Origin of the sequence: Arthrobacter sp. ERGS1:01, assembly GCF_001281315.1 — a bacterium.
GTDB lineage: Bacteria > Actinomycetota > Actinomycetes > Actinomycetales > Micrococcaceae > Specibacter.
This window is the reverse complement of record NZ_CP012479.1, coordinates 1,177,942-1,204,648: the sequence shown is the minus strand read 5'-3', so window position 1 is coordinate 1,204,648 and position 26,707 is coordinate 1,177,942. Positions and strand designations below refer to the sequence as shown.

Genomic DNA, 26,707 nt, shown 5'->3' with positions numbered 1-26,707 from the left:
CTGCGGTAGGCGGCCGCGTGGCAGGAACGACGCCGAATCAGGCCGTGAGCCGGCACATCCCGAAGTGGATTCTCGCCATTGCTTCTGCGGTCGTGCTGTTTGTCTTGATGCGTTGGGTCATTCTGCCGCAATACGCCGGCGCCGTGCGGACGCTCGGCACTCTTGAACAAATCTCGTTTCCCCTCGTGCTCCTGGCCGGCATTCTGGAGATGGCTTCGCTACTCGCCTATTCGGCCCTGACTGCCACTGTCTTGGGTGCCCGACGGCCCAGTTATTTCACGCTGTTGCGCATCGATTTGGCTGACCTGGGCGTCAACCATGTGGTGCCGGGCGGTGGGGCCACGGCCGCGGCCGTTCGCTTCCGGTTGCTTCAACGTGCTGGAATCCACCCGACGAATGCGCTTGCCGCGGCTGCGATCGAGATTACGATTTCCAATCTTGTTTTGGCCGCCGTTTTTGCCGCGGGCCTGCTGCTCTCACTGACGGCGATCTCGGCGAACGCGTACTACCGGAGCGCTTCCGGCGTCGCCGTAGCGGCACTTTTGGCCACAGGCGTTGGTATTTGGTTCCTGACCCGCCACACAACCCGGGCCATTGCTGCAGCCCGAGGTATTGTGCGGCATCTACCTTTGGTGCAAGAGGATGCGACTGAATCGTTCCTACGCATGATGGTCAGCCAAATCCTCCAGCTGGCGAAAAACCCCCGCCGACTAGGCACGGATCTTCTCCTCGCAGCCGCCAATTGGCTTCTCGATGCGGCATCATTGTGGGTACTCCTGGCCGCCTTTGGACACCATCTCGGCGTCGGTCCGTTACTCACGGTCTATGGTGTGGGCAGCATCTTGGCGATGCTGCCCCTGACTCCGGGCGGCCTGGGTATTGTTGAAGGTGTCATGGTTCCGGCCCTGATTGGTTTTGGCACGCCGGCCGGGGTTGCCCTCTTGGGCGTGATCGCCTGGCGGCTGGTCGAGTTCTGGCTTCCCATTCCGCTCGGCGCTGTGGCCTACACGTCACTGCAGCTGGACGCCTTCAGAAAACCCCACTAACAGACAAGAAGAAACCCACGCCAGGAAACGGCGTCGGGGTGAAGTCGAGGCCGGGCACGGCGCCAAACTTGATGCCATCCAGAGGGACGCAAACGTTGCCCTGAAGGCGGATGCCGCGAGTGCGGTGTTCGGCTTGGCCTGAAGCGTTATCGTTGGGGAACACCTTCGCCCCGCGCCTGCCGGCAACGCGGCGAGGATCTGCTGCTTGTGGGCCGCCATGCCGCTAATGGCCATGGATTCGGATGCTCATCCGCGGCACCCTCAGAAGGGCTGAGTCCCCCGGTGTTGTAGAAAGGTCCGGATTCGGTCGTTACGGCTGCATTCGTCGATAAAATGCTGGTCGTCCCATTCGGCCTCAAAAGCACCGTGCAGACTTCCTGCGAGTGTCGGCACTATGTCTCGAACAATGGATTCCAGGCGGGCGCAGTTCCCGTTTCACCCGGGGAGTCCGGCAACTGGTGCCACGTCATGGTCCCCGGATAGAGTCTGGCACGCTGAATCGCGCTGCACGGCGTTGGATATGGTGGGTGCGGCCACGCCGGCGAACCGTCGGTGTCTGTTGGGCGGGGCGGGAGAAGAACCACCGTTTGGCGAACTCGACCAGCACCAAATACACCATCGTCATGGCCAGCAGCGCCAGGAAGAACGGGACCGGCAGCGGATCAAAGCCCAGCACGGAGGCAAAGGGAGAAAGCGGCAGATATACTCCAAACGCCACCACGCCAAGAGAGGCCCAGAGCAGTCCGGCTGACGGACGGCTGAGGAAGAATGGCACCCGGCGGGTCCTGATGGCGAAAATGATCAGGGTCTGTGTGGCAATGGATTCGATGAACCAGCCGGCCCGGAATTCGCCCGGTGCTGCATTGAACACGAATAACATCAAGCCAAAAGTGGCAAAGTCAAAAACCGAGCTGATGGGCCCGAATAGCAGCATGAACCGCCGAATGAAGGCAATGTCCCAATGCGAGGGGGCGAGCAACTGTTCCTCGTCGACCCTGTCCCCCGGGATGGCCAGCTGGCCGGTGTCATAGAGCAGGTTGTTGAGCAGGATCTGTCCGGGCAACATGGGCAGGAAGCTCAACACGACTGAGGCCGCCGCGGCACTGAACATGTTGCCAAAATTGCTTGACGTTCCCATCAGGACGTACTTGATGGTGTTGGCAAAGATCCGTCGCCCCTCCCGCACGCCCTCCGCGAGGACCCCTAAGTCCTTGTCCATCAGGACGATGTCCGCCGCATCCTTGGCTACATCGGTGGCGCTGTCCACGGAAATGCCGACGTCGGCCTGGTGGAGTGCCAGCGCGTCGTTGACGCCGTCGCCCAGGAACGCGACGGCACGTCCTTGTTCGCGCAGCAGCCTGATCAGGCGCGCCTTTTGTTCTGGTGAGACGCGGGCAAAGATGGTCGACTCTCTGGCGGCGGTGCCGAGTTCCTCGTCGGACAGGGCCTCGATCTGGATGCCGGTAAGGGTTCCGCCCGAGACCAGGCCCAGGTCCCGGCAGACCTTTTCGGCAACCTTGGCGTTGTCGCCGGTCGCAATCTTTACCGTGATGCCCAGTGCTGCCAGATCGATCAGTGATTCCCTGGCATTGGCCTTGGGCTTGTCCAGGAAGATGAGGAAACCGGCCAGCACCAGATCGTGCTCATCCGCCGGCTCAATCGCGCTCAATCCGGCGGCGGGACGGGTGGCGACGGCGATAACCCGGGCTCCGGCGTCGAACTGTTCATCCAGCTGGGCCTGCACCTGCGGCGAAACTTCGCGGCAGATCCGCAGCACGTCTTCCGGCGAACCCTTGGTGACGAGACGCCGGGTCCCGCTGCCGTCTGCCACCAGGACGCTGGTCATGCGGCGCTGGTGGTCGAAGGGAATGATGTCCAGCCGTTTCGCACTGCCCGGCTCGAAGGCCTGGGCAAGCTGGGATTCCCACAGTGCAGCATCAAGTGGGTTCTGCCCCAGCAAGGACACCGCACCGTGGGAGTAGTCAACCTCTGTTGAGAGCAGTCCCAAGGCAAACAGCTCGGTCTCGGAAATCTCGGATTGAACGGGCAGTGCCGCTGTGAAGCTGATGTGACCCTCCGTCAATGTTCCGGTCTTGTCAGTGACCAGAACATCCATGTCACCCAAGTCCTCGATGCAGATCAGACGCTTGACCAGCACCTTTCGCTTGGCCAGTGCCCGGGTGCCGGCGGCCAGGCAGGTGCTCACCACGGCGGGCAGCAGCTGTGGCGTGATGCCGACGGCAATGGCGAGGGAAAAGAGCAGGGAGTCGATCAGGGGGCGGCCCAGCAGTAGGTTGGCGATGAAAATGAGTGTGGTCAAGACGATCGCGACCTGGAGAAGCAGGAAGGAGAAGCGTTTTAGGCCCAGCTGGAATTCCGTCTGTGGCTGGTGTTCGCCCAGGCCGAGGGCGATCCGGCCGAATTCGGCCCGGCCTCCGGTGGCCACGACGACGCCGGTGCAGCTGCCAGTCTGGACGATGGTTCCCATGAACAGGCAGCAAGCCAAGTCCCCCAGTGAGGAGTCACCGGTGATCGGTGCCTGTTCTTTCTCTGCCGGCAGCGACTCCCCCGTAAGAATACTTTCATCGCAGAGCAAGTCTTCGCTGCTGAGCAGCCTGAGGTCCGCCGGGATGATGGCCCCGAGCGCCAATCGGACCACGTCACCGGGCACCAGATCCACTACGTCGATTTGGCATGCCGCGCGGTCCCGGAGGACAACAACGGTGTGCGTGACGCGTGAATGGAGTGCCTCGGCGGCCCGTTCGGCCCGAAATTCGTTGCTGAACCCCAACCCGATGCTCGCCACCAAAATGACGCCGATGACAATCGAATTCGTGGCATCCCCGAGAAATAGGGACAAGCCGGCCGTGATTATCAAAAGGATCAGGATGGGGCTGCGAAGCTGGCGCCCCAGGACAGACCAGGGGCTGGCTTTGTGTGTTCTCAGCGCGTTGGGGCCCACTGCGCTGAGCCGCTGAGCCGCTTCGTCGCCCGTCAAGCCCTGTTGGGTGGACTGGAGATCGTGCAGAACCTGCTCACCTGTTCGGTGGGCGGATTCCATGATTGACAGCGGAGTGGAGCTGACCGTCTCAGTGGTTGTCGGCGGGCTCACGGATGTCCTCGACTTCCGTGTCACTCCGTGACGGTCCTGCCGCCGCCGCATGGATCACCAGAACCGGACAGCTCGCCTGCTCTGCACAGGCAGAGCTGACCGACCCCAGCAACATGCCAGCGAAGCCGCCGTGTCCACGCGAACCGACGACAAGCATGGCGGCGTCTTTACTTTGTTCAATCAAAATCTGGGCGGGCCGGCCACGACATGACTGGGCCCTAAGGCCCGACGGAAGCTGATCCCCAAACGCATCACGCAGTGCGTCCCGTAAGATTTGCTGCGCGTCGGCGTCGGGGTCCCATTCCGACGGCGAATAGGGTCCGAAAGAGGCCTCAAAGTGCCACGCCGTGACTGCGGTAATGGTGGCTCCCAGCGTCGGGGCCAAAGTCTGCGCCCACCCAAGGGCAAGAATCGACTGCGGCGATCCGTCAACACCGACCACGATGCATGGGCTCTCATGGATTGTCTGGTCATTCATGGGTATTTCCGGCTTTCGTTCTTGTCCTATGAGCTCACCGAGTCAGGCAGCCCCAAGTCGCCGTCGAAGCCGGACTTCTCACCCCGACCTTTCACTTTCAATGGTCAACGCCACGGGCACGTGTTGGACAGGGTCCAAGGTCCCTAACCGTCCGGATCGGATCGTGTCAGGCTGTAAGCAACGGACGTTGATTGCCTGCGTCGACATGCCTTCCAACGGGGCCCAAACCCGGCCACAACCATACGGAGTCGATCGTGAAGAGCCAGCTTGATCACATCAGCAGCCCTCAGCAACAAGGTGCCGCTCCCGCCCCAATGCCCGATGAGTTTCAACTGCTCAACAGGTACTGGGACGCCGCCAACTATCTGACGGTGGCACAGATCTACCTGAAGGAGAATGCGCTGCTTCGTGTTCCATTGACGGTGGACCACATAAAGCCACGGCTTTTGGGGCACTGGGGAACCAGCCCTGGATTGTCACTAATTTACGTTCACCTCAACCGGCTCATTCGAGAATCCGGGGCCGAGATTCTTTTTGTCGCCGGCCCGGGCCACGGCGGTCCGGCAGTAGTCGCCAACCTCTACTTGGAAGGTACCTACTCCGAGATCTACCCCCTCATCGGCCGGGACAAGGACGGTTTGCGCAGGCTCGTTCGGCAGTTCTCCACGCCCGGCGGCATCCCAAGCCACGTGGGGCCACCCACTCCAGGCTCCATCCACGAAGGGGGTGAGCTGGGCTATTCGCTGGCCCATGCCACGGGGGCCGCAATGGACAATCCGGGGCTCATTGTCGCCTGCGTTGTGGGCGACGGGGAAGCCGAAACAGGTCCCCTGGAAGGTGCGTGGAAAGCCCCGGCATTCCTCAACCCCACCCGGGACGGGGCGGTCCTGCCCATATTGCACCTCAACGGCTATAAAATTTCCGGGCCAACAGTGCTTGGCCGCCAAACTGACGAGCAGGTCATGGCGCTGCTGGCGGCCCACGGTTGGGATCCAGTGGTGGTCTCCGGCCACGATCCCGGGCTTGTCCATGCGAGCCTGGCCCGGGCACTTGATCACGCCCACGCCCGGATCCTCCAAATTCGGGATGAGGCCCGCCACCACGGGACAAACGGTCCGGAACGCTGGCCGGCGATCATCCTGCGCACGCCCAAGGGCTGGACCGGCCCGGCCGTGGTAGACGGCATTCCCGTGGAGGGCACCTTCCGCGCCCATCAGGTGCCGCTGGCTGGGGTTCGGGAAAACCCCGGACACTTGGCCCAACTGGAGGCGTGGCTGCGCTCCTACAAGCCCGAACTACTTTTTGACGCCAACGGACGACTGGTGCCCGAACTAGCGGCACTCGCACCTACGGGCCACCTGCGCATGGGGGCAACGCCGAGCTCCAACGGAAGCCCCGGCATGGCGCCGCTACCGCTGCGACCGTTGGAAGACTATGCCCTGGATGTTGGAACCCCTGGATCCACCAAACACGAGACCACAAGGCCCCTGGGCGAAATGCTGCGGGACATCTACACGGACACCGCGCAGGATCCGAGATTCCGGTTGTTCTGCCCAGATGAGACGAACAGCAACCGCCTTGGCGCGGTTTTTGAGGTTACCGACCGATGCCTGATGGAGCCTGCGCATGATGGGCATGATGGGCATGGCCATATTTCGCCGGACGGCCGGGTCATGGAAGTCCTCTCCGAGCACCTCTGCCAGGGCTGGTTGGAAGGCTACCTTCTCACGGGCCGGCACGGTCTTTTCGCCACCTATGAAGCGTTCGCCATGGTTAGTGCCTCCATGACAGTCCAGCACGCCAAATGGCTGCAACACGCACGTGAACTACCATGGCGGTACCCAGTACCAAGCCTAAACATCCTGCTCACCTCCACGTGTTGGCGCAATGACCACAACGGTTTCAGCCATCAAGGCCCGGGTCTGATTGACACGGTGCTGTCCCTGTCCGGGTCAGTGATTCGGGTATACCTGCCGCCGGATTCCAACACCTTGCTGGCCACGGCCGAGCACATCCTGCTCAGCAACGACTACGTGAACCTGGTCGTGGTGGACAAACAGGCCCACCCGCAGTACCTATCGCTTGAGGACGCCCGGCGTCATGCCGCCGCAGGCGCCTCCATCTGGCTCTGGGCCGGCAACGATGACGCCCCCATCCAGAAGATTACTTATCACGGCGCCCCGTTCGGTACCACATCGTCAACCACCACCCCGGAGGAATCGGACGTTACTTCCACGCCGGACATTGTCATGGCCTGCGCTGGGGACGTCCCGACCGAAGAGACCCTTGCAGCCGCCTGGCTCCTGCAGCGATATGTGCCCGGACTACGAGTACGGGTGGTCAATGTCATGGACGTTCTGGTCCTGCCGCCCCAGGATGTCCACCCGCACGGTCTCACGGACGTCGACTTCGAAAAGCTCTTCGACCCGGACGCTGACGTGATCGTGGCCTGGCACGGGTACGCCCGGGCTTTCCACCAACTCCTGCATGGCCGCAGAAATCCTGGCCGCTTCCATGTCCGGGGCTACAGCGAACAGGGCACGACAACCACCCCCTTCGACATGGTGGTCCTCAATGGCATGAGCAGGTACCACCTGGTCATGGAGGCACTTAGCCGGGTGAGCGGCCACTTCGACGGAACACAGGAACTGGCCCAGCACTGCGCCTTGATGCTCGCCAAGCACGAACGCCATATTCACGAACATTTAGAGGACCTGCCGGAGATCCGCGATTGGGTCTGGACTCCGCCACAGGCCTGACGGACCGCGGTCTCGAACCTGGCCCGGGCAATCGTGAACGTACACATATTGAAGGAGAGTAGGAGGAAACAATCATGAAGGACCAACCCGAAAAACCCGTCATGATCGTCGGAATCGATGGATCAGATGCCTCGATTGAGGCATTACGTCAGGCCGTGCGCCTAGCTGCAGCCCTGGGAGCCAGGGTGGAGGCCGTGTTGTGTTGGAACTACCCGAGCGTGTATGAACCGCCCACAATGATGGGCACCTCCACAGCTGAATTTGAAGGTGAAGCCCAAAAGGTCCTCGACGGCGCGGTTGAGCGCGCTGTCGGCCTGGACTGGCCGGATTCTCTGACCACCCGGCTGATCCACGGGCCCGCGCGGCCGGCGCTCATCGAAGCAAGCAAGAATGCCGTGATGCTCGTCCTTGGACGGCGCGGGTTTGGCGGCTTCCTAGGTCTACTCATGGGATCGGTCAGCTCGGCCTGTACAGCCCATGCGAGCTGCCCCGTGTTGGTGGTCCACTACCCGTTACAGGATAAGTCCCATGTTTAGCGCGACGGCGGCGGTCCTGCCTGCCATTCATGCAGGCACCTACCTCGGCTGGGGCGACTTCACCATCCAGGCAGGCAACTTCATTGTTATTGTCGTGATGCTTGTTCTGTTTGGCCTGGCGCTGGTACTGCCGTTTCCCGGAGGAAAGGGAAGAAAATGAGCACGGTCAAACAGCCTTCGTCGGATCCCGAAGTTGAGGGGACCGGGGCCTACACATGGACCGGCAAGTCACGCCGCTGGTTCTTGAAGCACCTTCCCCCGGACAAGTTGTTACCGGAGGACCAACCCAGTTACGTGGCCTCTTGGGCCTACGTGTTCGGTATGGGCGCCGTTGCCGGGCTGGTTTTTATCATCGTGTCCGGGCTGATCCTGAGCCTGAACGGGCCTCAGTGGTACCACGTCTCGTCGTTGGGCCACTTCGTCAACAGTGCACATCTGTGGAGTGTTGAACTGTTCTTCATATTCATGGTGGTTCACCTGTGGATCAAGTTCTGGATGGCCGCATGGCGAGGTGGGCGGGTATTGACCTGGATCACCGGTATGGTGGCGTTTCTCGTCTCGATCGTCACGGCATTTACGGGATACCTTCTGCAAACCAATTTTGATTCGCAATGGATTTCCTTCGAGGCCAAGGACGCATTGAATGCCACCGGAGTCGGGGCCTGGTTCAACGTGGCCAATCTGGGGCAGATCTTCATGTGGCACATCACGTTGCTCCCCCTGGCTGTTGGCGCCGTGGTCGCGCTGCATGTGCTTCTTGTTCGGGCCCACGGAGTGGTTCCCCCGCTGGATGCGGCCGCGACCGATGCCCAATTGAGGGAAATTACCACCGGAGTAACTGATACGGAGGCGAAACAATCATGAATACGACCCCTTCACCGATGTCGTGGCGGAAAGCCGACAATATCGCGGGCAGGCCATGGCGTGGGCGCGTCCGCGAGTACGACCTGTTCAAGGAACTGACCATCGGCGTCGTCGTTGTTGGCCTGCTCGTGGTCGGCCTATCGGCCATCTTCAGTTCGCCGGATGATCCCGGGGTGACCCTGAAATCATGGGCAACGACGGCGCCGTCGGACTTCGTCGCCACCGCCACCGCAGAATTGGGCGGGACAAGTGACACGGCAGGCTACGGCCCCCCGTACAACGCGACGCCTGATGCCACGCAAAAGCTCGGGTTCATCGACTTGCAGGCGATGTCCGGGGTGCGCCTGCCGGTCGACACGGCCAACGCGTTCGTCGTCAACCCGCTCAAAACGCTGGCCCGCCCGCCAGCGGCCTTGGCCACCTGGACGGCAGCCACCGCCCAGGAGCAGACCACATGGACTGCCAACTACTCGACCGCCCTGGCCGCCGCACCCAACGGCGACCCGGCACATGTGGCCGCCGGCAGCTACGGTCCCGTCCCTGCCCTCACGGGTGCCCTATTGGGCATGGCCGGCGACGGAAACCTTGACGGTGTCCTCCAGAATGGCGGGCAGCCCTACAACCTGGACTACACGCCCACCATCTTGTTTCTTGGCGATGGCAGCTATTTCCAGAACTTGGCCGCCACGGCCCACCTGACAGGCGACCAATGGGGCGTCATGAATGAAACCGGCAACACGCCGGGCCAGTCCTGGTTGTGGCTTTTCTCCCTTTTCTACCAGATCGAACCGTTCAAGTCCTCACCGAACGCGGACATTCTGGTCGTGACCGTCATGCTGGTGCTCTCCTTCGCGTTGACACTGATTCCCTTCATCCCCGGACTGCGATCACTGCCGCGCAAGATCCCCGTCCATCGCCTCATCTGGCGCGACTACTACCGGAATCGGTGAGAAGAAGACAAATGCCCAGGTCAGTGCCTTTTGTTGCCGGCCCTCACGCCAATGAACCCCACGGCCACAACATCGCCCAGCGACTGAACTGGCTCCGGGCCGGGGTGTTGGGCGCCAATGACGGCATCGTGTCCGTCGCCGCAACGGTGGTCGGCGTCGCCGGGGTGACCAACGCTCCGGTTCCGATCCTCGTCGCTGGGGTTGCCGCCGTCGTCGGCGGCGCCGTTTCGATGGCGTTGGGCGAATATGTCTCTGTCAGCAGCCAACGCGACAGTCAACGGGCACTCGTTGATAAGGAGCGAGGTGAACTGATTGGTGACCCGAAAGCAGAACTGGCCGAATTGGCAGGCCTATACGAGGCCAAGGGCCTGAGCGCAGCGACGGCCGCGCAGGTCGCGGCCGAGTTGACCGACCGGGACGCCCTCGCAGCTCATCTTTCGGCTGAGCTGAACATCGACCAACGTGATGAGGCCAGCCCGTGGCAGGCCGCATACGCTTCCGCGGCCTCATTTGCCGTCGGAGCGATCCTGCCAGTCATCGCCATCCTGTTACCGCCGTCCGGACTGAGAATTCCTGTGACGTTCGTGGCGGTATTGGTAGCTCTGGTTCTCACGGGAATGTTGAGTGCGACCATCGGCGGAAGCTCCAAGACTGTTTCTGCGACCCGTTTGGTGATTGGTGGCGCGCTAGCCCTTGCGGTTACGTTCGCCATCGGCAGAGCCTTGGGGGCAAGCGGGATATTGTAGGACGCCAACCACGCGTTGGTGGCTTGGTGATCGTTGAAGCTGAGCCCCTGTTGGGGCAGAGGAAGACGGCTTCCCTGGCTGCTTCAGCGTTGGCGGGGCCGATTGTGACATTGCTGCGGTCGCCGTTGTGGGTCCGCTTCGCCAAAGTGAACTCCCAGTCGTCACGAGCCAGCACGGCCGACAGCAAATCGTTGCACAACCCGCGCCCGCCATTCTAGTCCTGCCAACATATCGCGTCTCATTCTTACCGCTCCCCTCGACGACTGTGTGGATTCGACGAAGACGCTTATAGGATGCCCCACCCCGGACAAGCACATAGCCATCGCCCGGCGACGAGTGAAGTGCTAGCGCCGCAACAGTCGCCCGCTTCCCCAGTAAACTTCATAACCCGCCACCAGAATCACAAGTCCTCGTACTGACAGCGTCAACACCCAAACACGACCTCCTGTGACCAGGGGGTTTAGCGTGCCCAAGGTGGGGTTAGAACGCGCTTTTCACCCTCGTAAACACTAGGAAGTAGCGAGTACCTGCGAATCTCAGGCCCAGTACGACGCAGTCCGGACCTGTCCAGCACGTCATTCCTACCCCCTGCAGAACAGCCCCCTCTCCATGAGTATTGGTTAGGTACACCCGCCAACGACGACTAAGCACATCGACGAGAGGGGGGCGAAACCGCGCCCCCGAATCCAGCAATGCCGGAGCCTTCAAGGCAAGGTTCGGATACCGATCTGTTCCCCTCAGGGTGGTTCCCGGGCGGGCACGAGTGGAGGCAAGGAAAGTGGCGTCCCCGATATGAAGGCCATTGCCATCATCGATTTAGAGAGCGTCTTCAGTATCGAGATACGCCATCACGCATCGGCGAGCCACGTCAACAGCCCGGCATTGTAACCATTGAGGAAGTCAATGCTCGCGGTGGCCACCCGACTGTTGGCGCCAACCGAAAATAGAGCCGTGACTGCCAATTGAAAACAGGGCCACCAATCATCATGGAGGGTGATCAATCTGGATGATTGGGCTGCCATACGGCACCTGTTTTCAACGAACATCACTCAAACGGGAAACCGGCCAAATTGTCGGGTTTCATACTCAATAGGGGACCGGGCTTGGCAGTCGGGCTGCGTGCCGGAACATCAGAGGGCGTCCGACGTTTCGATCCTTGACGCGCCTGCTCCGAGGGTGCGGGAGTTGCAGATGAAGACGCCTTCGATGCCGGCCGCAGCGTTGGCGGAACGGGTGGGCTCGTCGGGATCGGCATCGTTGTTCCGGGCGAAAGTTGCCGCTATCCGGCCCGAATATGCACAGCCGGATCCGGTGGATCAGCTGGTGCGTACTCAAACCGGATTCCAGGCTCATTGCGGTTTACAACTCCCGTATGAACCGGCTCCAGTGGGTGATAGACAATCTGAAACGCCACCACTGTTGGTGAGGACCTCAGCCTTCTCTGGATTCATGCAGGCCCGAATGCTGTCCACACGGAGGCTCCGCGACTGCGTGAGTTCCGAAGAATCCTTCACGGTCCTTTGACAAGCCTGCCACCGCCGCGATATCACGGGGTGTCGTTCGGCAGCAGCCTCCAACAAGCTGGGCGCCGCCGTCCCGCCAGGAGGCAGCCCTTTCAGCCAGGCCAAGGGGTTGCTTGCCAATGGAATCTGATACCCCGTCTACTGCGTGGGCGGGACCCCACGTCTTGCCGACCGGGTCATAGCATTCACCCGAATTTGGATACGCTATCAACGGCGTACAGGTGGCTTGGCGCAATGCCTCCAATGAGGGTGAGACTAACTCCAATGGCACACAGTTCACCCCAATGGCTGCCACGTGGGCATAGCGGTCACAGAGTGCGGCAACCTTAGCCAAGGGTGTGCCGTCGCTAATATGTCCACCGTCTCTGAGTGTGAATGAGAACCATGACTCGACGTCATACTCGGCCACAAGTGCCAACAACACCTCTGCCTCCAGATATGACGGCAGTGTCTCACAGGCCAGAAGGTCCACACCGGCTTCGACCAATGCGGCGATCCTGAGTCGGTGAAACTCCTCGAACTGATCCCGATTGAGGGCGTAATCCCCCCGATACTCCGATCCGTCGGCGAGATAGGCTCCGTACGGGCCCACCGAGCCGGCAACCAGCAAAGGGCCAGCTTGAGGATTCTCAGACAGAAACTCATGTCGCGCCTCATCGGCAAGCCGAACACTCAACGCCACTAGCTCCAAGGCTTCTACCTCGCCAATTCCACGCCGGGCAAACCCCTGGGGTGTTGCTTGGTAACTGGCCGTGATGGCTACCGAGGCCCCAGCAACAAAGTAGTCGCGGTGCACATGCTTGATCAGCTGTGGCTGCTCGACTAGGACCTTGCCCGACCACAGCGGGTCGGCCAAGTCACAACCCCGCGCCTCGAGCTCTGTGGCTAGCGCCCCATCCACTGTCAGATTGGCTCCGGCATGAAGCATGCGAGAAAGCGTGATGTTACGGGACATCGATGGGTCTCCAACCTGTTCGGGCATCTCACAGATAATTTGGTGGTCATAATAGGCAAGTTTTCATGCTTGTAATGATTATCACACTGTGCCATTATGGCAGTCAAGCAATCCGCAAGAACCTTAAGGAAGAGGTCTCCCCATGAGTATTGAGATGAAGTCAGTACGAAAGCTGCGCGTTCATTGGCCCATAGATTCGACAGCCTTCGCCCGGCTCGCGATGGGTGAAGACGAGGTGCTTCGGGAAGACCAAAGCATCGCGCTCCTGCTTCAGGCCATGGCAGAGTCTCCGGAATTGGGCGATTTCGGCAACTATCGGCACGTCTTTGAATCCGGTGTTGGCTTCGAAGGATTCACCGTGACGGCCGGAGCCAACCCCACCCTGGGACACGTTGGCCAGCGGACAATTTCACCAACATTCGTTTTTACCACTTACTTCGACGCGTCCCTCGACGACGACGCAGTGGAGTCGATCTTGCGTCGCCTAGTGGAAATCCACCCGTGGGAAGTTCCGGTCATCGAGTTGTCCGGCCGCCTCAGCGTCTCCGGCGGCCTGCCTTCTGCCGCCTATGCCGACGGAGCCGCACGATGAATGAAGTCAAGACGACTGGACTTTGGAACGAGCTCAGCACGCTCCTTTCCGATCGAACATTTACCGACATGACGCACGCTTTCCACCCTGGGCAACCGCACTTCCCTGCCTTCCCGGATGAGACGCGGGAGGCCGTGTTCGATCTAGCAAAGGGAGACGGCTTTACCGCCCACCGGTATTCGATCATTGGGCAGTGGGGGACGCATGTTGATCCCCCCTCGCACTTCATTCGCGGGGGGCGGACTCTTGACCAAATCCCGGTCGATGAAATGGTCCTTCCGCTGGTGATACTGGACATCACCGATCGGGTCTATTCCGACCCAGATGCAACACCAACGTTGGAAGACGTCCATGCTTGGGAGAAGCGCAACGGCCCTGTCCCTGCAGGGTCATTTGTGGCCTTGCGAACCGGGTGGAGCCGGCTCTGGCCGGACACGCACGCCATGGCCAACAAAGATGATGCGGGCGTCAGTCATACTCCCGGTTGGTCTCAGGCCGTCCTCACCTTCCTGATTGAGCAGCGGTCGGTTTCCGCCGTCGGTCATGAGCAAACGGACACTGATCCGGGAATTGCTACCTCTAACAGTGACTTCAGCTTGGAGACGTATGTCTTGTCGAAGGATCGGTGGCAGATAGAGCTGTTGGCCAACTTGGATGGACTTCCGGAGACTGGCGCGGCTCTCATCGCGACATGGCCCAAGCCTCTGCAGGGCAGCGGCTTTCCTGCCCGGGTTTTCGCCGTCCATTAGCTAGGACTCTGCTGCGGATAGACTCGAATCTATGTCAAAGACATCAAGCATGGGGCGTGGCATCACGGCCGTCCTCGCCGTTGGTACTCGCAACGCTCAAGGCCTTCCAGGCGGAACTGTGGCCAACATAGCGGCCGATTTGGGCAAAGACCGCAGCCAAGTATCTCGAAGCCTGAGGGGGGCCCAACAAGAAGGCTTCCTGGACCGCACAGACCAGCGGTCCTATACCCTAAATTGGTCATTGTTCACCGACGCCCAACTCTTAGCGGAGCAACGGTTGCAGACCGACGGTACAACAGCTTTGGAGCGCCTTGCCAATGAGACGGATGAAGGGTGCTTCTTGGGGGTGCTGAGCGGGGACAGTACTGTGACCATCGGCGAAAAGCTTCCGCCAAGCAGTAGTATGGTCGGTTCTTGGCTAGGCCGGCCCTATCCCGCCTACTGTAGTGATGCAGGCCAAGCACTCCTTTGGGAGGCGTCAGACACCGAAGTCCGAACGGTTTTGGCTGCCGCAACTTTCGTTCGTCATGGCCCCAACACGCCAGTGGATGTCGAGGACTTTCTGCGGCGACTCAATGACGCACGTGCACGTGGCTACTCTATCGTCGATGAGGAAGCCGAACCTGGCCTGTATTCCTTGGCCGTTCCTATTCGAGATTTCAAAGGTGACGTGGTGGCTGCACTGCAGGTTGTGGGCCCCAAGACACGTCTTGAGCCCCTGACTGATCTCTGCGCAGCAGCCCTCATATTGCAGGGAAAGTGGCTCGAGTCAATGCTCGGTCATTCACCTGCCCCAAAGTGACTCTGAGGCATTATTGACGCCACCGCCGTCGGCACTAGACACAGGAACTAAGACGGTCGGCGGCTGCCGTCAGAGCCTTGAGGATCCGTTTGTTCCCGGGCTGAATCTCGGCGGTGTCGCCCAGGACGCTGACCGAGGCAGCTATGCCGCCTTCCGGATTGCGGATGGGGGCGGCAAGTTCATGGACGCCGTGTTCAAATTCTTCCGCCGCCAATACAAAGCCGCGGGACCTGTCGCGGTCCATCAAATCAATGACCTCCGCAGGCGAATGGGCTGCACTCGGGCCACCGACGCCGACGAAGTTTACGTCTCTAAGTAGGGCTTCAATTGCTTCGGGGCTATGGTCCCACAGCAGCGCTCTGCCCGATCCCGTGCACCATACTGGGGTCACCATGCCAGGTTTGACGAAGCTCCCTGGAAGTCCATCGTTGGTGGAGGAACGGAGCAAAATGGCTCGGAACCCATCGCGAACAAAGACCCTACTTCTAAGGCCGAGCTCTGCCACCAAAATTTCAAGCTCAGTTCGTGCTTCGCGAACCCAACCGGTGTTGAGCGAGGATGCCAGGGTAAAGAATCGCGAACCGACCCGGAACGGACCCTTCTCGATGCGCTCCAACAGACCCAGGTCACACAACTCACGAGTCAGTCGGGACACCCTGCTTTGTTCCATACCCAGCTCGGCGGCCAATTGCGAAACCCCCAAGAGGCGCCTGCCCCACTTTTCCCGGTCTGCGACCAGTCGGACGATCTGAAGTCCTTGTGTCAGGGATGCTGATTCTGAGGAACCCTCCACTCTCCACACCCCTTCCATCCAATAGTCATGCCTATTCTGACATGCCTTTATAGGTGGACAGGAAGCGACGGTCTCCTGCCCACACAGTGTAGAGGTCGGCAAGGATTGCAAAGTTGGCTTTTTCCAGCTCTATCGGTGTAATTTCATCGTTTCCTTGGCGCCCAAAAAGAACAACTTCATCCCCCGGCGAAACACCTGCTATGTCCGTAATGTCCACCATCATGGAATTCATGGAAACGAGGTCGACAATGTTGGCCCGGCGACCATGAAGGAGGACGTTGCCACCCACCGCCAGTGCTCGTCGGTAGCCATCGCCGTACCCAACGGTCACCGACGCCAGCCAGGAGTCCCGATTAAGGGTGTGTGTCTGTCCATAGCCGACTTTGCTGCCGGCGGCATAGGAATTGATGGAAGCTATCCGGGCTTTGAAGGTCAGGCACCGTTGAAATTGGCCCACGATTGGGTCCGAGTCGCCATAGAGGACCGCGCCTGCACGGACCATGTCCAGCCAGGAACTGCGGATATGCAGGGCAGCATACGAATTCGCGCAATGGAGCAATACATCGTCCCGGCGAATACCGGTGAGGCTCAGCAAAACCCTGGCCTCGCGTTGAAAGCGCGCAAGGGCCTGTTCGATATGTCGGTCATCGTCATGGGGGAAGTGAGTCATGATTCCAGCAAGTTTAAGCCCCGGGTGACTAACTATTTCTACCGCACAAGCCTGACCATGAGCCGTTGAAACATCAAGGGTGTGCCTACTCATCCCCGAAGAGTTGATGTCCAGATGGATCTTGATTGTGGTTCCCGACGCGGCAGCGATGTTCTGCATCTCCCATGCACTCTGCGGGTCAGAGACAAGCTCTTCGATTTCATACGCCAACCCTGCCTTGACCTCTGGTGGTGCGGCGGCCCGAACACGCAGGATTCTTCCCCTGAAGCCGCAGCGGCGCGCCGTGGCCGCTTCCTGGTTACTTCCGACGCCCACAAACGGGACGCCCAGCTGTACAAGTGATGGCATGAGCAAGTCCGCCCCGTGTCCATAGGCGTCAGACTTGATCACTGCGCACAGTTGCGCACGGCCGTCAATCATTGACAAGACAGTTCGGACGTTTGATTCGAAGGCGTTCGCATCGATTTCCAGCCAATTGCCAACATTGTGGATCGATCTGCCTTCATCTGTCATCAGATTTTGGGAATTCATGTCGTCTCCGTGGGGCAGCTTCGCGCCAGCAGCAGGTGTGTCTCTGGCGCGAAGCTGGATGGATGAATGTGGCTGGCGCAACTATGCCCGTTTGATCATGCGGGCCTTCCGCCCGTACTTGAAATAGAAGAAGGCGTAACAGGCTCCTACGAACGGGATTCCGAAGTAGAGGGCTGCTATCTGGTTCGGATCAAAGGCAATACCGATGAGCGAGATAAGGCACAGGGAGAAAGCCAATATCGGTACAAGCGGGAACAGTGGGGCTTTGTACGGCAGAGCAGCCACGTTGCCACCGTTCTTGACGAAGGCCCTCCTGTGGAAGAAGTGCGATGCGGTGATAGACATCCAAACACCCACGACGGCGAAACCCGCCACAGAAACGAGGACCAAGTACACCGTTTCGGGAGCTACAACACTACTGATGAGTGAAGCCAGCCCCCCGAGCATGCTGACAGTTAGCGCGATCAGGGGGATTCCGCGTCGGGTTACCTTCTTGAGTGCACGGGGGCGTGGCCTTCGTCCGCGAGTGAATAGAGCATCCGGGCACAAGAGAAGAGTCCACTGTTGCCAGCTGATAGAAGCGCCGTGATGATGACGAAGTTCATAATGTCGGGGGCAAAAGGAATGCCGATGGATGAGAAGACTGTGACGAACGGGCTCTCGTCCAGTCCAGTCTTCTCATACGGAACAGTTGCTGCGATAACAGTAATCGCCCCAACAAAGAAGATCAGTAGGCGTATGACGGTGCTGCGCATTGCTTTCGGGATATTGGTGGCTGGATCCGAAGTTTCACCGGCGGCTACACCGATCAGTTCCGAACCCGAGAAGGCGTAGAACACTGCCAGTGCCGTGACGAGAACGCCTGTGAATCCGTTGGGAAAGAGACCGCCGCTTGTGTTGAAGTTCCCGAGGAGGAAGGGATGGTTGCTTCCCTCGCTGAGCGGGTGAAAACCAAACAATGCCGCGCCGCCTAGGACGATGAGGCCAATGATGGCAGCGACTTTGATGATCGCGAACCAGAATTCTGATTCCCCGAAGAACTTCGAGGAGATTGCGTTGAGTCCAAACAAAAGGGCAGCAAAGATGATGCACCAGACCCATACATCAACGTCGGGGAACCATCGGCGCATGAGCAGACCGGAGGCCGTGAACTCGGAGCCAATGGCTACGGCCCAGCACAGCCAGTACAGCCACGCAGTTGCGAACCCAGTGGCCGGCCCGATCGATCTAGCGGCGTAGATGTGAAAGGCCCCCGACACGGGGTAGGCGATAGCAAGCTCGCCAAGACAGGTCATCACCAGGTACACCACAAAAGAACCTATGAGATAGGCGATGACGGCTCCGAGCGGACCGGCTTGGGAAATCGTGTACCCGGAACTAAGGAAGAGTCCGGAGCCAATCACACCGCCCATGGCGATCATGACCAAATGCCGTGCACCCATAGATCGGCGGAGTCCAGTTTCGGCCGGTGGCGATTCTATCTGCTGGGGGTCTAACGTGACGCGTGCTGATGGTTCCATGGTGTCTCCCAGGTGTGGTTAAGGTCCAGAGCTAAATGGTGCGCGTACTGCCCCGAGCCAAGCGGTCACAAGATGGTTCAGCTACGCAACGGGATAGTGATGAAGGTAACACAAATCAAGTCCTTTGGTCATTAAGAACATTTTGTCTTGCTCATGTTGCACAAATGCTACTTCTTGTGGTGGATGTCGAATCGGCCGAAGGATGGTCAGATTGCCCTGTTCTACGGTCACAATCACATGGTTGGACTGACATGAAATGCGACCAAGATTGAAGGACCGACCCAACTGATTATTTGAAGGAGCACCATGACCACCTATGACATTGCGCTGATTGGCTTTGGCGGCGTCAACAGAACCTTGGCCGAACTCATCGCCACACGCGGCGAGAAGCTACGTTCCGAATTGGGCTTTGGTTTGCGGGTCGTTGCCATCACCGATCTTCGCCTTGGATCCCTCATGCAGCCTGAGGGCATCGACCTCTCCATGGCGCTCAGTTTGGGCGGAGATAGCGATTCCTTCGCCGAGCACGGTGGATCAACAGACACCAACAATGAATCAGTCATCCGCACAAGTACAGCTGAGATTGTTTGTGAAGCAACATTCACCAACCCCCTCGACGGCGAGCCGGCTGTGTCTCACGTGCAATGGGCACTTGAATCCGGAAAGAGCGTTTGCACGACAAACAAGGGCCCTGTTGCCCTGCGCGGCACGGAGCTCACGTCACTGGCGAGGCAGAACGGTGTCCACTTCGAATTCGAAGGCGCCGTCATGAGTGGCACACCGGTGATCCGACTGGCCAAGATCATGTTTGAAGGCCTGACGCTAAACGGATTCGAAGGAATCCTAAACGGCACCAGCAATTATGTGCTTGGGCGGATGGAAGCAGGCCTTGATTTCGAAGCGGCAATCAAGGAGGCCCAGGAACTCGGGTATGCCGAGGCTGATCCCGCAGCAGACATTGAGGGCTTCGACGTACAGCTCAAGGTACTGATCCTTGCCAACGAACTGCTCCATGCCGGCATCGAGCTCAAGGACGTACAGCGTCAAGGAATCTCGACGGTGACCCTTACTGACATCCAGCAGGCAGCCCAAGAGGGACGCCGCTGGAAGCTGGTTGGTTCCGCGCAGAAGAACCCTGATGGAAGTGTCACGGCCGGAGTTGCGCCCGTCGCCTTGCCCCTTGACCACGGGCTTGCCGGAGTCTCGGCGGCCACGAACGCAGTCTCCTTCGACACCGATCTTCTCGGTCCCGTCACCGTTTCCGGCCCAGGGGCCGGCCGCATGGAAACTGCGTATGCGTTACTTTCTGACATCATCGCCATGCACGCCGCCAAGAAGAGCGTAGGTGCCCATGTCTGATTCAATCCTCTGTCCAACACAGACGGCGCTCCCCCAGTTCAGGATGGTGACAAGCCCTTACGACGGCAGGATAGTTGGAACAGTCGCGCTTACCGAGGACGCCGCAGGCGAAGCCATTCTTGCGACGGCCCGGGCCGGAGCGCAGAAAGCACGCGCATTGTCCCGGAACTCACGTGGAAAGATTCTGGATTGCGCCGCGACTGGCATCGAAGGACGGAGCGAGGAATTTGCCCAAACAATTGTGGCCGAGTCCGGAAAGACCATCCGCCAAGCCAGGAAGGAAGTCCTGCGCGCTGTAAACACTCTTCGCCTGTCCGCAGCCGAAGCACGAAGGAACGCCGGGGAAGTCATCCCCTTTGATTCGTATGAAGGCTCCGAAAACCGAACAGGCTGGTACTCACGGGAACCCCTAGGCATCATTGCAGCGATCACACCATTCAATGACCCCCTCAATCTGGTGGCGCACAAAATCGGGCCTGCGATCGCTGGTGGAAATGCTGTCATCCTCAAACCTTCCGCACTGACCCCCTTGTCGGCCCAGCTACTCACCGAAGCGCTCCTGGACGCCGGCCTTCCACCCGAGGTCCTCACCATTGTTCACGGCGACCGGGAGGTTGCCGAATCCATCATCCGTTCCCGAGAGGTACGCATGGTCTCTTTCACCGGCGGATTCTCCACAGGTGAGAGTATTGCCCGTGCGGCCGGACTAAAGAAACTCTCAATGGATCTTGGCGGGAACGCGCCGGTCATCGTCATGGCCGACGCCGACCTTCACGACGCCGTGGAATCTTGCGTATCCGGGGCGTTCTGGGCTGCTGGACAGAACTGCGTGGGCGTGCAGCGGATTCTCATAGCCGAACCGCTGTACGGCGACTTCCGTCAGCGATTCCTTGAAGCGACGAGGCGTTTGCTTTCCGGCGATCCGTCCCACGAACTGACGGATGTGGGGCCCATGATCACCCCAGCCGCATTGCGGGAACTTCGAGCCAAAGTGGATGAGGCCATCGATGCCGGCGCCGTTCTGCTCACCGGCAACACGACTGACGGCAATGTCCTTCATCCGACTGTTCTGGAGGCCGTACCTGCCACGAGCCGACTGTGGACGGAGGAAGCGTTCGGCCCCGTTGTGATGCTGGAGGCATTCGAGGCTTTCGAAGATGCCATTGAGATGGCGAATGCCATCGAGTTCAGCCTTCATGCAGGCATTTTCACCAACTCTCTCAGCGACGCCATGGATGCCGCTCGCCGCCTCGATGCAGGTGGGGTCATGATCAATGATTCTTCGGATTACCGCTTCGATGGCATGCCGTTCGGGGGCTCCAAGTTCGGGAGCATGGGCAGGGAGGGCGTCCGCTTCGCCTACGAAGAAATGACCCAGCCGAAAGTCGTCTGCATCAAGAGCTAAAGGAACGGAGGGGCTGGCCGAAAGTCCAGTCCCTCCGATGTCTTCTGGAAGCAGCACTACCGATCTTGCCCACGCAGCGATATGGCACAACGAATGGAATACCATGACCACCCGCATCGAGACTGATTCACTTGGAGCCATTGCAGTGCCGAGTGCTGCCTACTGGGGAGCACACACGGCCCGAGCGTTGGAAAACTTCACCATCAGCGACCTTCCCGTGTCAAGCCACCCACACCTGGTTCAATCCTTGGCAATGATCAAGAACGCAGCCGCGCAGGCCAACGGCCAACTCGGGGTCATCACGGACCAACAATCAATAGCAATCCAGAAATCGTGCCAAGAAATCCAGAACGGATACCACCACAAACAGTTCTGCGTCGACGTAATCCAAGGAGGGGCGGGAACTAGCACCAACATGAACGCCAACGAAGTCATCGCGAACCTCGCACTGGAGAAGATGGGCCATCGTCGAGGGGAATACCAGCACCTCCATCCCATTGATCATGTCAACAGATGCCAATCGACCAACGATGTATATCCGACTGCGATCAAAATTGCGCTGATTCTCGCCGCCGCAGAACTCAACCACGAACTGGGCAACCTTGCCGCAGCCGCCAGGAGAAAGGGCACTGAATTCGCCGCCGTTGTGAAGATGGGCCGAACACAGCTTCAGGACGCGGTCCCGATGACACTCGGACAGGAATTTAACGCCTTCGCCGCAACATTGGAAGAAGACCGTTCCAGACTCACTGAGTCCGCCGCACTCATGCGCGAATGTAGCTTAGGAGCCACCGCCATCGGCACAGGCATCACCGCCGAACCTGGGTATCAGCAACTGGTGCTGCAAGCATTGTCCAAAATCTCCGGCATACCGCTTGTTCCCGCCATCGACCTCATCGAGGCAACGTCCGACGTTGGCGTCTTCATGCACATGTCCGGCATGCTGAAACGGACGGCCATCAAATTGTCCAAAATCAGCAGCGACCTCCGGCTGCTGTCCAGTGGCCCACAAAACGGCTTTGGCGAAATCATCTTGCCACCCCGCCAGGCCGGATCATCCATCATGCCCGGGAAAGTCAATCCAGTCATCCCCGAAACAATGAACCAGATCGCCTTCGCTGTAGCCGGGGCGGACACCGCGGTGACGATGGCGGCAGACAACGGTCAACTCCAGCTCAATGCCTTCGAGCCGGTTATTGCCCACGTCCTGCTTCAGAGCCTTTCATGGCTCGAACGAGGCGTGCGCGTTCTGCGTACACACTGCATGGAAGGCATTGAAGCAAACACGGAGCACCTCGCACTCCAAACGGCAGCCTCCGTGGGCTTGGCGACGGCACTAATTCCGGCCATCGGCTACACCGCCGCAGCAGCGGTTGCCAAAGAGGCCCTCCGTACCGGGTCATCCATCGTTGACGTAGTCATCGGCCGGAACCTCATGGACCTGGCCGAGGCTCAGTCTCTCCTTGAATCCGCAGTACTTCCCATGGCCGCCACTGTCTTAGACGAGGGTCGATGAATCACTCCATCCCAGTAACTCCTATGGGATCCCTCCGAACGACACTGGAGAGCGTCATTGCTGTCACAGTATTCGTAACTCCCGGAAGCGCTGCGACCTGCTCCCAAATCTCCTGGATCCTAGCCAAGGAGCGGGCCTCAACACGCAACAAAAGATCAAAGTCACCGCTCACTACATCACACAGGACCACTTCCGGAATCGACCGCAAAACGGTGATGACATCAGCCCCCCGCACTCTGTCTTTCCGATAGACCATCAAGAACGCCGAGACAGGGACCTGCCCTGATGGCCCAGTGACAATGGTGTACCCCTGGATTAGCCCGTGCCGTTCCATCCGGTCGATCCGCTGCCGCACTGCATTGCGTGAAAGGAGAACTTTCGTCGCCAGTTCAGCATGGCTAACACGGGCATTTCTTGTGAGCTCCGCAAAGATCTTCTGGTCTATCTGGTCAAGACTCGCTCGATCCATGTTCGCCCTTCACAGCAATTAATCCTCTGGCACAACCTGAGTTGACCAGTCTCACGACGGAAAGTTTCCAACGCAATGATACTTCCAGATCAATCCCAGCCGACTCTCAAAGACATAACCTGCATCTTCTTCGATATGGACGGCACGCTACTGGACTCGGCTCCTGGCGTTACATCAAGTGCAGCCCAGGCTCTCATTGCTGTGGGAGCACAGGTGCCTCCGCTGGATGAACTTCGTCGATTTGTCGGCCCTCCGATGATCGAGTCCTTCAGAACAGTTTCAGGGCTGGACGAGCCAACGGCCAAAAGGGCCATCAAACACTACCGCGCGGCGTACGCTGATCACGGCGCCGAGCAGTCCAGCATTTACGCCGGAATCATCGAACTTCTGGATCAACTAAAGGCAGCGGGCATCCCGATGGCCGTGGCTACCTCAAAAGTGGAAGACCAGGCAGAACGCCTCGCACAGCGATTCGGCATCACCCGCCACTTTGCAAATATATGCGGCGCCTCTGACAACGAGGGACGAGCCGATAAGAAGCAAGTTATTGCAGAACTGCTACTCCGTCTTGAATCACAAGGAGTCGATGTCTCCAATCCCGTAATGATCGGAGACCGTGAATATGATGTCTCCGGCGCAGCAGCGCATGGCATCCCCACAATATTCGTGTCGTGGGGGTACGGAGACTTGGGCGAAGCGTCACACGCGAAAGCAATTGCCTCCTCCCCGGAGGCCCTTCTTCCAATGGTATTGAACAGAAGTCGGAACTATGAACCGGCCTTGATCTGATCCTGTCTTTTTTTGAGTTGGGACGAACGCCTCCAGACGGCGTGTCACGAATTGAGGGTTGCCTCAGGCGTCTCCTTGTTCGCGTATCCGCTGCTCGGATCGGTCCATGGCATCGGCTGCGTCTTGGAGGGCTTGGAGCAAGAGGTGTCCATAGACCTCCTCCGTCGTGATGGTGGAGGCGTGGCCGAGTCTACGGGAATTAGTGAAGAGCGGGACGCCTTCGTGGATTAGGCAGTACACGTGCATGTGGCGAAGATCGTCGATCCGCAACGCCTTTGCAAATCCCGCCCCCTTGGCGGCTGTTACGGCGGGTATCCAGGTCTTCCGCCAAAAGGTGCTGTGCACGATCCGCCCACCCGACTCCGACGTGAAGACCGTCTCACTCCCCTGCCTCCCAGCCATGAGCGGGGTCAGGTGTTCCACCAGGACCGGCGGCTGGGACCCTGCGCTGCTCCCTGCACCAGTCTTGGTTGGCCCCACGTAGTAGGCGTTGTCGCCATTCCGCTTGCACGCCTTTTCGATCCGAACTGTCGCCGGTTAGGATTCCAACGCGATGTCGTTGATGGTCGCCGCGGTAGCCTCCCCAAAGCGGGTACCGGTCATGACCAGAAACTGCACAAACACCTTGAACCCCTCCGGAATCTTCCACGCGAGCAGTGCGAACCCGTCCGGGGTCAGGAACTGGACGTCACCCTCGATCCGCTCCCCCACCGGCCCGTACCCGGCACGAACATCGAACTCCATTGCCCAAAAGACCAACCCATGAACATTGTGGATCGTCTTGGCACGATTACCTTTTTCCTGGATCGCACTCACCCATTGCGTCAAAGCCGATCCACAGGCTTCAGTGGTGCCGATCCATGGCCCAGCCTCTGCGCCGGCAAGCCGCGGCTAGCCGTTAAGCATGGATCCGGAAGCCCTAGCCGAAACTGGTCATGTCGAATAGTGTCCCGCGAGCCATGAATAGATGTCAGGGAAAATATCCACCACCGACAAGGAAGAGGGCATCCACTGAAAACCGCTCGATCAGCATTGGGCAATCAGCAGGGGTAAAAACCGGGTCTCGACAAGCTCGACCAACGGGGTCGGAAAACAAGAATGACCCCCTGTTTCCAGGAGGTCATTCTTCGAAAAAATGTGCCCAAGGTGGGATTCGAACCCACACACCTTTCGATACTGCATTTTGAGTGCAGCGCGTCTGCCGTTCCGCCACTTGGGCCTTAGCAAAGGGTTCAAGTGAACGCCGTTACAAAGATCACGCTCTTGTTCGTGAATCGCTTCCGAACAAGTGCGCGAAACTACTCTACATGCAGATAGGCTGTTTTGTAGAACCAGCAGCGTCCAGCCGGAATTTCCCCGGATTTTGCGCCTGCCGTTACAGCGATCAGCTTCTAAGGAGCCCTTAGTGTCCGAACAATCGGAATCCACCACCGTCCCCGCTCGCCGCGTCATCGTCGCCGAAGACGAGACCCTGATCCGCTTGGACATCATGGAGATCCTGCGCGGCGAGGGCTACGACGTCGTTGGCGAAGCCGACAACGGCGAGAAGGCCGTGGAGCTGGCCAAGGAACTCAAGCCCGACCTGGTCCTCATGGACGTCAAGATGCCCGTCATGGACGGCATCACCGCGGCCGAGCAGATCGTCAAGGCCCGCATCGCCCCCGTCGTGCTCCTGACCGCGTTCAGCCAGAAGGAACTCGTGGAGCGCGCCCGCGACGCCGGCGCCATGGCCTACGTGGTCAAGCCCTTCACCCCCGCGGACCTGATCCCGGCCCTGGAAATCGCACTGTCCCGCCACGAGGAAATCAAGGCCCTCGAGGACGAGGTCTCCGACCTCCAGGAGCAGTTCGCCACCCGCAAGCTCGTGGAGCGCGCCAAGAGCCTGCTCACCACCAAGATGGGCCTGAGCGAGCCCGAGGCCTTCCGCTGGATCCAGAAGACCTCCATGGACCGTCGCCTGAGCATGCGCGAAGTCGCCGAGACCATCATCAACCAGGTCAACTAAGGTCTCCACGCGCGTCTAACGGCAAAGCGCCCAAGAAGGCAGATAAAACCAGCGGCCGTTGCACCACCGATCATTCGGTGGCGCAACGGCCGCTAGTCTGCGTACGGTCGTTGCCGCTGCCGCTTGGTCTCCGAACGCTGCTGCTTGGCCGCGCGGTGCCGGCGTGCCGATCCCCTGGTTGGCTTGCTGGGGCGTCGGGTGGCCGGATCGGGGGCAAGGGCCGCCGTGACAAGCTCCGCAAGCTTGCGCAAGGCAATCTCACGGTTGCGAAGCTGTGAGCGCTGTTCGGAGGCGGTCACGGTCACCACTCCGGCCACCAGCCGGCGGCCCAGGCGGCTCAACAACACGGTCCGCTGCTCCTCGGTGAGCGCAGCAGATTCCGCAATGTTCCAGGACAGTTCAACCCGGCTGTCCGAGGTGTTCACATGCTGGCCGCCGGGCCCGGAGGAACGCGAGAACCGCCAGCTGAGTTCGGCCGCGGGAATCGTGAGCGCGGGCGACACCTCAAGATCCATGCCCCAAGTCTTGCATGACCACG

General features: G+C 59.6%; 24 protein-coding genes, 1 tRNA gene and 1 pseudogene. 15 read left to right on the top strand and 11 right to left on the bottom strand.

Translation table 11 applies throughout. The features are described 5' to 3' along the window. Nucleotides 1–17: 17 nt before the first annotated feature. On the top strand, nucleotides 18–1,046 hold the full coding sequence (locus AL755_RS09325; RefSeq protein ID WP_160318878.1) for a lysylphosphatidylglycerol synthase transmembrane domain-containing protein: 1,029 nt from the start codon (nucleotides 18–20) through the stop codon (nucleotides 1,044–1,046). Between the two features lie 466 nt (nucleotides 1,047–1,512). Here the strand turns inward: AL755_RS09325 and mgtA are convergent, their stop codons facing one another. After that, nucleotides 1,513–4,158 carry a magnesium-translocating P-type ATPase gene (mgtA, locus tag AL755_RS09320; RefSeq protein ID WP_237762643.1) on the bottom strand — a complete coding sequence of 882 codons (2,646 nt, stop codon included), beginning with the start codon at nucleotides 4,156–4,158 and terminating at the stop codon, nucleotides 1,513–1,515. Next, a complete protein-coding gene (locus AL755_RS09315) occupies nucleotides 4,136–4,636 on the bottom strand; it encodes a universal stress protein (RefSeq protein ID WP_054010764.1) in 501 nt (166 codons plus the stop codon). The genes mgtA and AL755_RS09315 overlap by 23 nt, the downstream gene beginning before the upstream one ends. A 314-nt stretch (nucleotides 4,637–4,950) precedes the next feature. Between AL755_RS09315 and AL755_RS09310 the strand changes: the two genes are divergently transcribed. From AL755_RS09310 to AL755_RS09290, 6 genes are all read left to right on the top strand, one after another. Beyond that, nucleotides 4,951–7,395 carry a phosphoketolase family protein gene (locus AL755_RS09310; RefSeq protein ID WP_054012972.1) on the top strand — a complete coding sequence of 815 codons (2,445 nt, stop codon included), beginning with the start codon at nucleotides 4,951–4,953 and terminating at the stop codon, nucleotides 7,393–7,395. Between the two features lie 74 nt (nucleotides 7,396–7,469). Next, nucleotides 7,470–7,931, top strand: coding sequence for a universal stress protein (locus tag AL755_RS09305; RefSeq protein WP_054010763.1), 462 nt, complete (start codon nucleotides 7,470–7,472; stop codon nucleotides 7,929–7,931). Then, nucleotides 7,924–8,091, top strand: a complete 168-nt coding sequence (locus AL755_RS23480; RefSeq protein ID WP_160318877.1) for a hypothetical protein — start codon at nucleotides 7,924–7,926, stop codon at nucleotides 8,089–8,091. The genes AL755_RS09305 and AL755_RS23480 overlap by 8 nt, the downstream gene beginning before the upstream one ends. Further along, on the top strand, nucleotides 8,088–8,795 hold the full coding sequence (locus AL755_RS09300) for a cytochrome b N-terminal domain-containing protein (protein WP_054010762.1): 708 nt from the start codon (nucleotides 8,088–8,090) through the stop codon (nucleotides 8,793–8,795). Before AL755_RS23480 ends, AL755_RS09300 begins: the two co-directional genes overlap by 4 nt. Next, nucleotides 8,792–9,745 (top strand): hypothetical protein, encoded by a 954-nt coding sequence (locus tag AL755_RS09295; RefSeq protein ID WP_237762642.1) that lies wholly within the window; start codon nucleotides 8,792–8,794, stop codon nucleotides 9,743–9,745. The genes AL755_RS09300 and AL755_RS09295 overlap by 4 nt, the downstream gene beginning before the upstream one ends. A gap of 11 nt (nucleotides 9,746–9,756) precedes the next feature. Then, entirely contained in the window at nucleotides 9,757–10,491 is a 735-nt protein-coding gene (locus tag AL755_RS09290; protein WP_054010760.1) for a VIT1/CCC1 transporter family protein, read from the top strand. A 1,431-nt stretch (nucleotides 10,492–11,922) separates the two neighbouring features. On the opposite strand, the gene mmuM is transcribed toward AL755_RS09290, so the two are convergent. Further along, complete coding sequence (gene mmuM, locus AL755_RS09285) at nucleotides 11,923–12,969, bottom strand: homocysteine S-methyltransferase (protein WP_082369039.1); 1,047 nt, start codon at nucleotides 12,967–12,969, stop codon at nucleotides 11,923–11,925. Between the two features lie 142 nt (nucleotides 12,970–13,111). Here mmuM and AL755_RS09280 point away from each other — a divergent pair, with 142 nt between their 5' ends. From AL755_RS09280 to AL755_RS22380, 3 genes are read left to right on the top strand one after another with little or no spacing between them, the layout of a single operon-like run. Continuing rightward, on the top strand, nucleotides 13,112–13,561 hold the full coding sequence (locus AL755_RS09280) for a hypothetical protein (RefSeq protein WP_054010759.1): 450 nt from the start codon (nucleotides 13,112–13,114) through the stop codon (nucleotides 13,559–13,561). After that, the gene (locus tag AL755_RS09275; protein WP_054010758.1) at nucleotides 13,558–14,310 is read left to right on the top strand and encodes a cyclase family protein; all 753 of its coding nucleotides are present in this window, start codon (nucleotides 13,558–13,560) and stop codon (nucleotides 14,308–14,310) included. The genes AL755_RS09280 and AL755_RS09275 overlap by 4 nt, the downstream gene beginning before the upstream one ends. 31 nt (nucleotides 14,311–14,341) lie before the next feature. Then, nucleotides 14,342–15,112: an IclR family transcriptional regulator gene (locus tag AL755_RS22380; protein ID WP_082369038.1), complete on the top strand. Its 771-nt coding sequence runs from the start codon at nucleotides 14,342–14,344 to the stop codon at nucleotides 15,110–15,112. A gap of 34 nt (nucleotides 15,113–15,146) precedes the next feature. On the opposite strand, the gene AL755_RS09270 is transcribed toward AL755_RS22380, so the two are convergent. The 3 genes and pseudogenes from AL755_RS09270 to AL755_RS09260 all read right to left on the bottom strand — a co-directional run bounded on the left by AL755_RS09270 (nucleotide 15,147) and on the right by AL755_RS09260 (nucleotide 18,626). Further along, on the bottom strand, nucleotides 15,147–15,905 hold the full coding sequence (locus AL755_RS09270; protein WP_054010757.1) for an IclR family transcriptional regulator: 759 nt from the start codon (nucleotides 15,903–15,905) through the stop codon (nucleotides 15,147–15,149). Nucleotides 15,906–15,936: 31 nt separating this feature from the next. Next, nucleotides 15,937–17,106: an alanine racemase gene (gene alr / locus AL755_RS09265; RefSeq protein ID WP_054010756.1), complete on the bottom strand. Its 1,170-nt coding sequence runs from the start codon at nucleotides 17,104–17,106 to the stop codon at nucleotides 15,937–15,939. 81 nt (nucleotides 17,107–17,187) lie between these two features. Next, a pseudogene (locus AL755_RS09260) lies at nucleotides 17,188–18,626 on the bottom strand (amino acid permease). 306 nt (nucleotides 18,627–18,932) lie between these two features. On the opposite strand from AL755_RS09260, the gene AL755_RS09255 reads away from it, so the two are divergent. From AL755_RS09255 to AL755_RS09245, 3 genes are all read left to right on the top strand, one after another. Continuing rightward, on the top strand, nucleotides 18,933–19,985 hold the full coding sequence (locus AL755_RS09255; protein WP_054010755.1) for a homoserine dehydrogenase: 1,053 nt from the start codon (nucleotides 18,933–18,935) through the stop codon (nucleotides 19,983–19,985). Then, nucleotides 19,978–21,390, top strand: a complete 1,413-nt coding sequence (locus AL755_RS09250; protein WP_054012971.1) for an aldehyde dehydrogenase family protein — start codon at nucleotides 19,978–19,980, stop codon at nucleotides 21,388–21,390. Before AL755_RS09255 ends, AL755_RS09250 begins: the two co-directional genes overlap by 8 nt. 103 nt (nucleotides 21,391–21,493) lie before the next feature. Then, nucleotides 21,494–22,906 carry an aspartate ammonia-lyase gene (locus tag AL755_RS09245; protein WP_054010754.1) on the top strand — a complete coding sequence of 471 codons (1,413 nt, stop codon included), beginning with the start codon at nucleotides 21,494–21,496 and terminating at the stop codon, nucleotides 22,904–22,906. Nucleotide 22,907: 1 nt separating this feature from the next. On the opposite strand, the gene AL755_RS09240 is transcribed toward AL755_RS09245, so the two are convergent. After that, nucleotides 22,908–23,375, bottom strand: coding sequence for an Lrp/AsnC family transcriptional regulator (locus AL755_RS09240; protein ID WP_054010753.1), 468 nt, complete (start codon nucleotides 23,373–23,375; stop codon nucleotides 22,908–22,910). A gap of 75 nt (nucleotides 23,376–23,450) precedes the next feature. On the opposite strand from AL755_RS09240, the gene AL755_RS09235 reads away from it, so the two are divergent. Next, nucleotides 23,451–24,164 carry an HAD hydrolase-like protein gene (locus tag AL755_RS09235; protein ID WP_054010752.1) on the top strand — a complete coding sequence of 238 codons (714 nt, stop codon included), beginning with the start codon at nucleotides 23,451–23,453 and terminating at the stop codon, nucleotides 24,162–24,164. A 63-nt stretch (nucleotides 24,165–24,227) separates the two neighbouring features. Here AL755_RS09235 and AL755_RS24545 read toward each other — a convergent pair whose 3' ends face one another. The 3 genes from AL755_RS24545 to AL755_RS09220 form a co-directional block, all read right to left on the bottom strand. Beyond that, nucleotides 24,228–24,587 (bottom strand): tyrosine-type recombinase/integrase, encoded by a 360-nt coding sequence (locus AL755_RS24545; RefSeq protein ID WP_445290509.1) that lies wholly within the window; start codon nucleotides 24,585–24,587, stop codon nucleotides 24,228–24,230. 114 nt (nucleotides 24,588–24,701) lie between these two features. Further along, nucleotides 24,702–24,992, bottom strand: a complete 291-nt coding sequence (locus AL755_RS09225) for a hypothetical protein (protein WP_054010750.1) — start codon at nucleotides 24,990–24,992, stop codon at nucleotides 24,702–24,704. Between the two features lie 310 nt (nucleotides 24,993–25,302). Then, a tRNA-Leu gene (locus tag AL755_RS09220) sits at nucleotides 25,303–25,383 on the bottom strand. A 186-nt stretch (nucleotides 25,384–25,569) separates the two neighbouring features. Here AL755_RS09220 and AL755_RS09215 point away from each other — a divergent pair. Beyond that, entirely contained in the window at nucleotides 25,570–26,169 is a 600-nt protein-coding gene (locus AL755_RS09215) for an ANTAR domain-containing response regulator (RefSeq protein ID WP_054010749.1), read from the top strand. A 92-nt stretch (nucleotides 26,170–26,261) separates the two neighbouring features. Here the strand turns inward: AL755_RS09215 and arfB are convergent, their stop codons facing one another. Then, nucleotides 26,262–26,684, bottom strand: a complete 423-nt coding sequence (arfB, locus tag AL755_RS09210) for an alternative ribosome rescue aminoacyl-tRNA hydrolase ArfB (protein WP_054010748.1) — start codon at nucleotides 26,682–26,684, stop codon at nucleotides 26,262–26,264. Nucleotides 26,685–26,707: the final 23 nt, after the last annotated feature.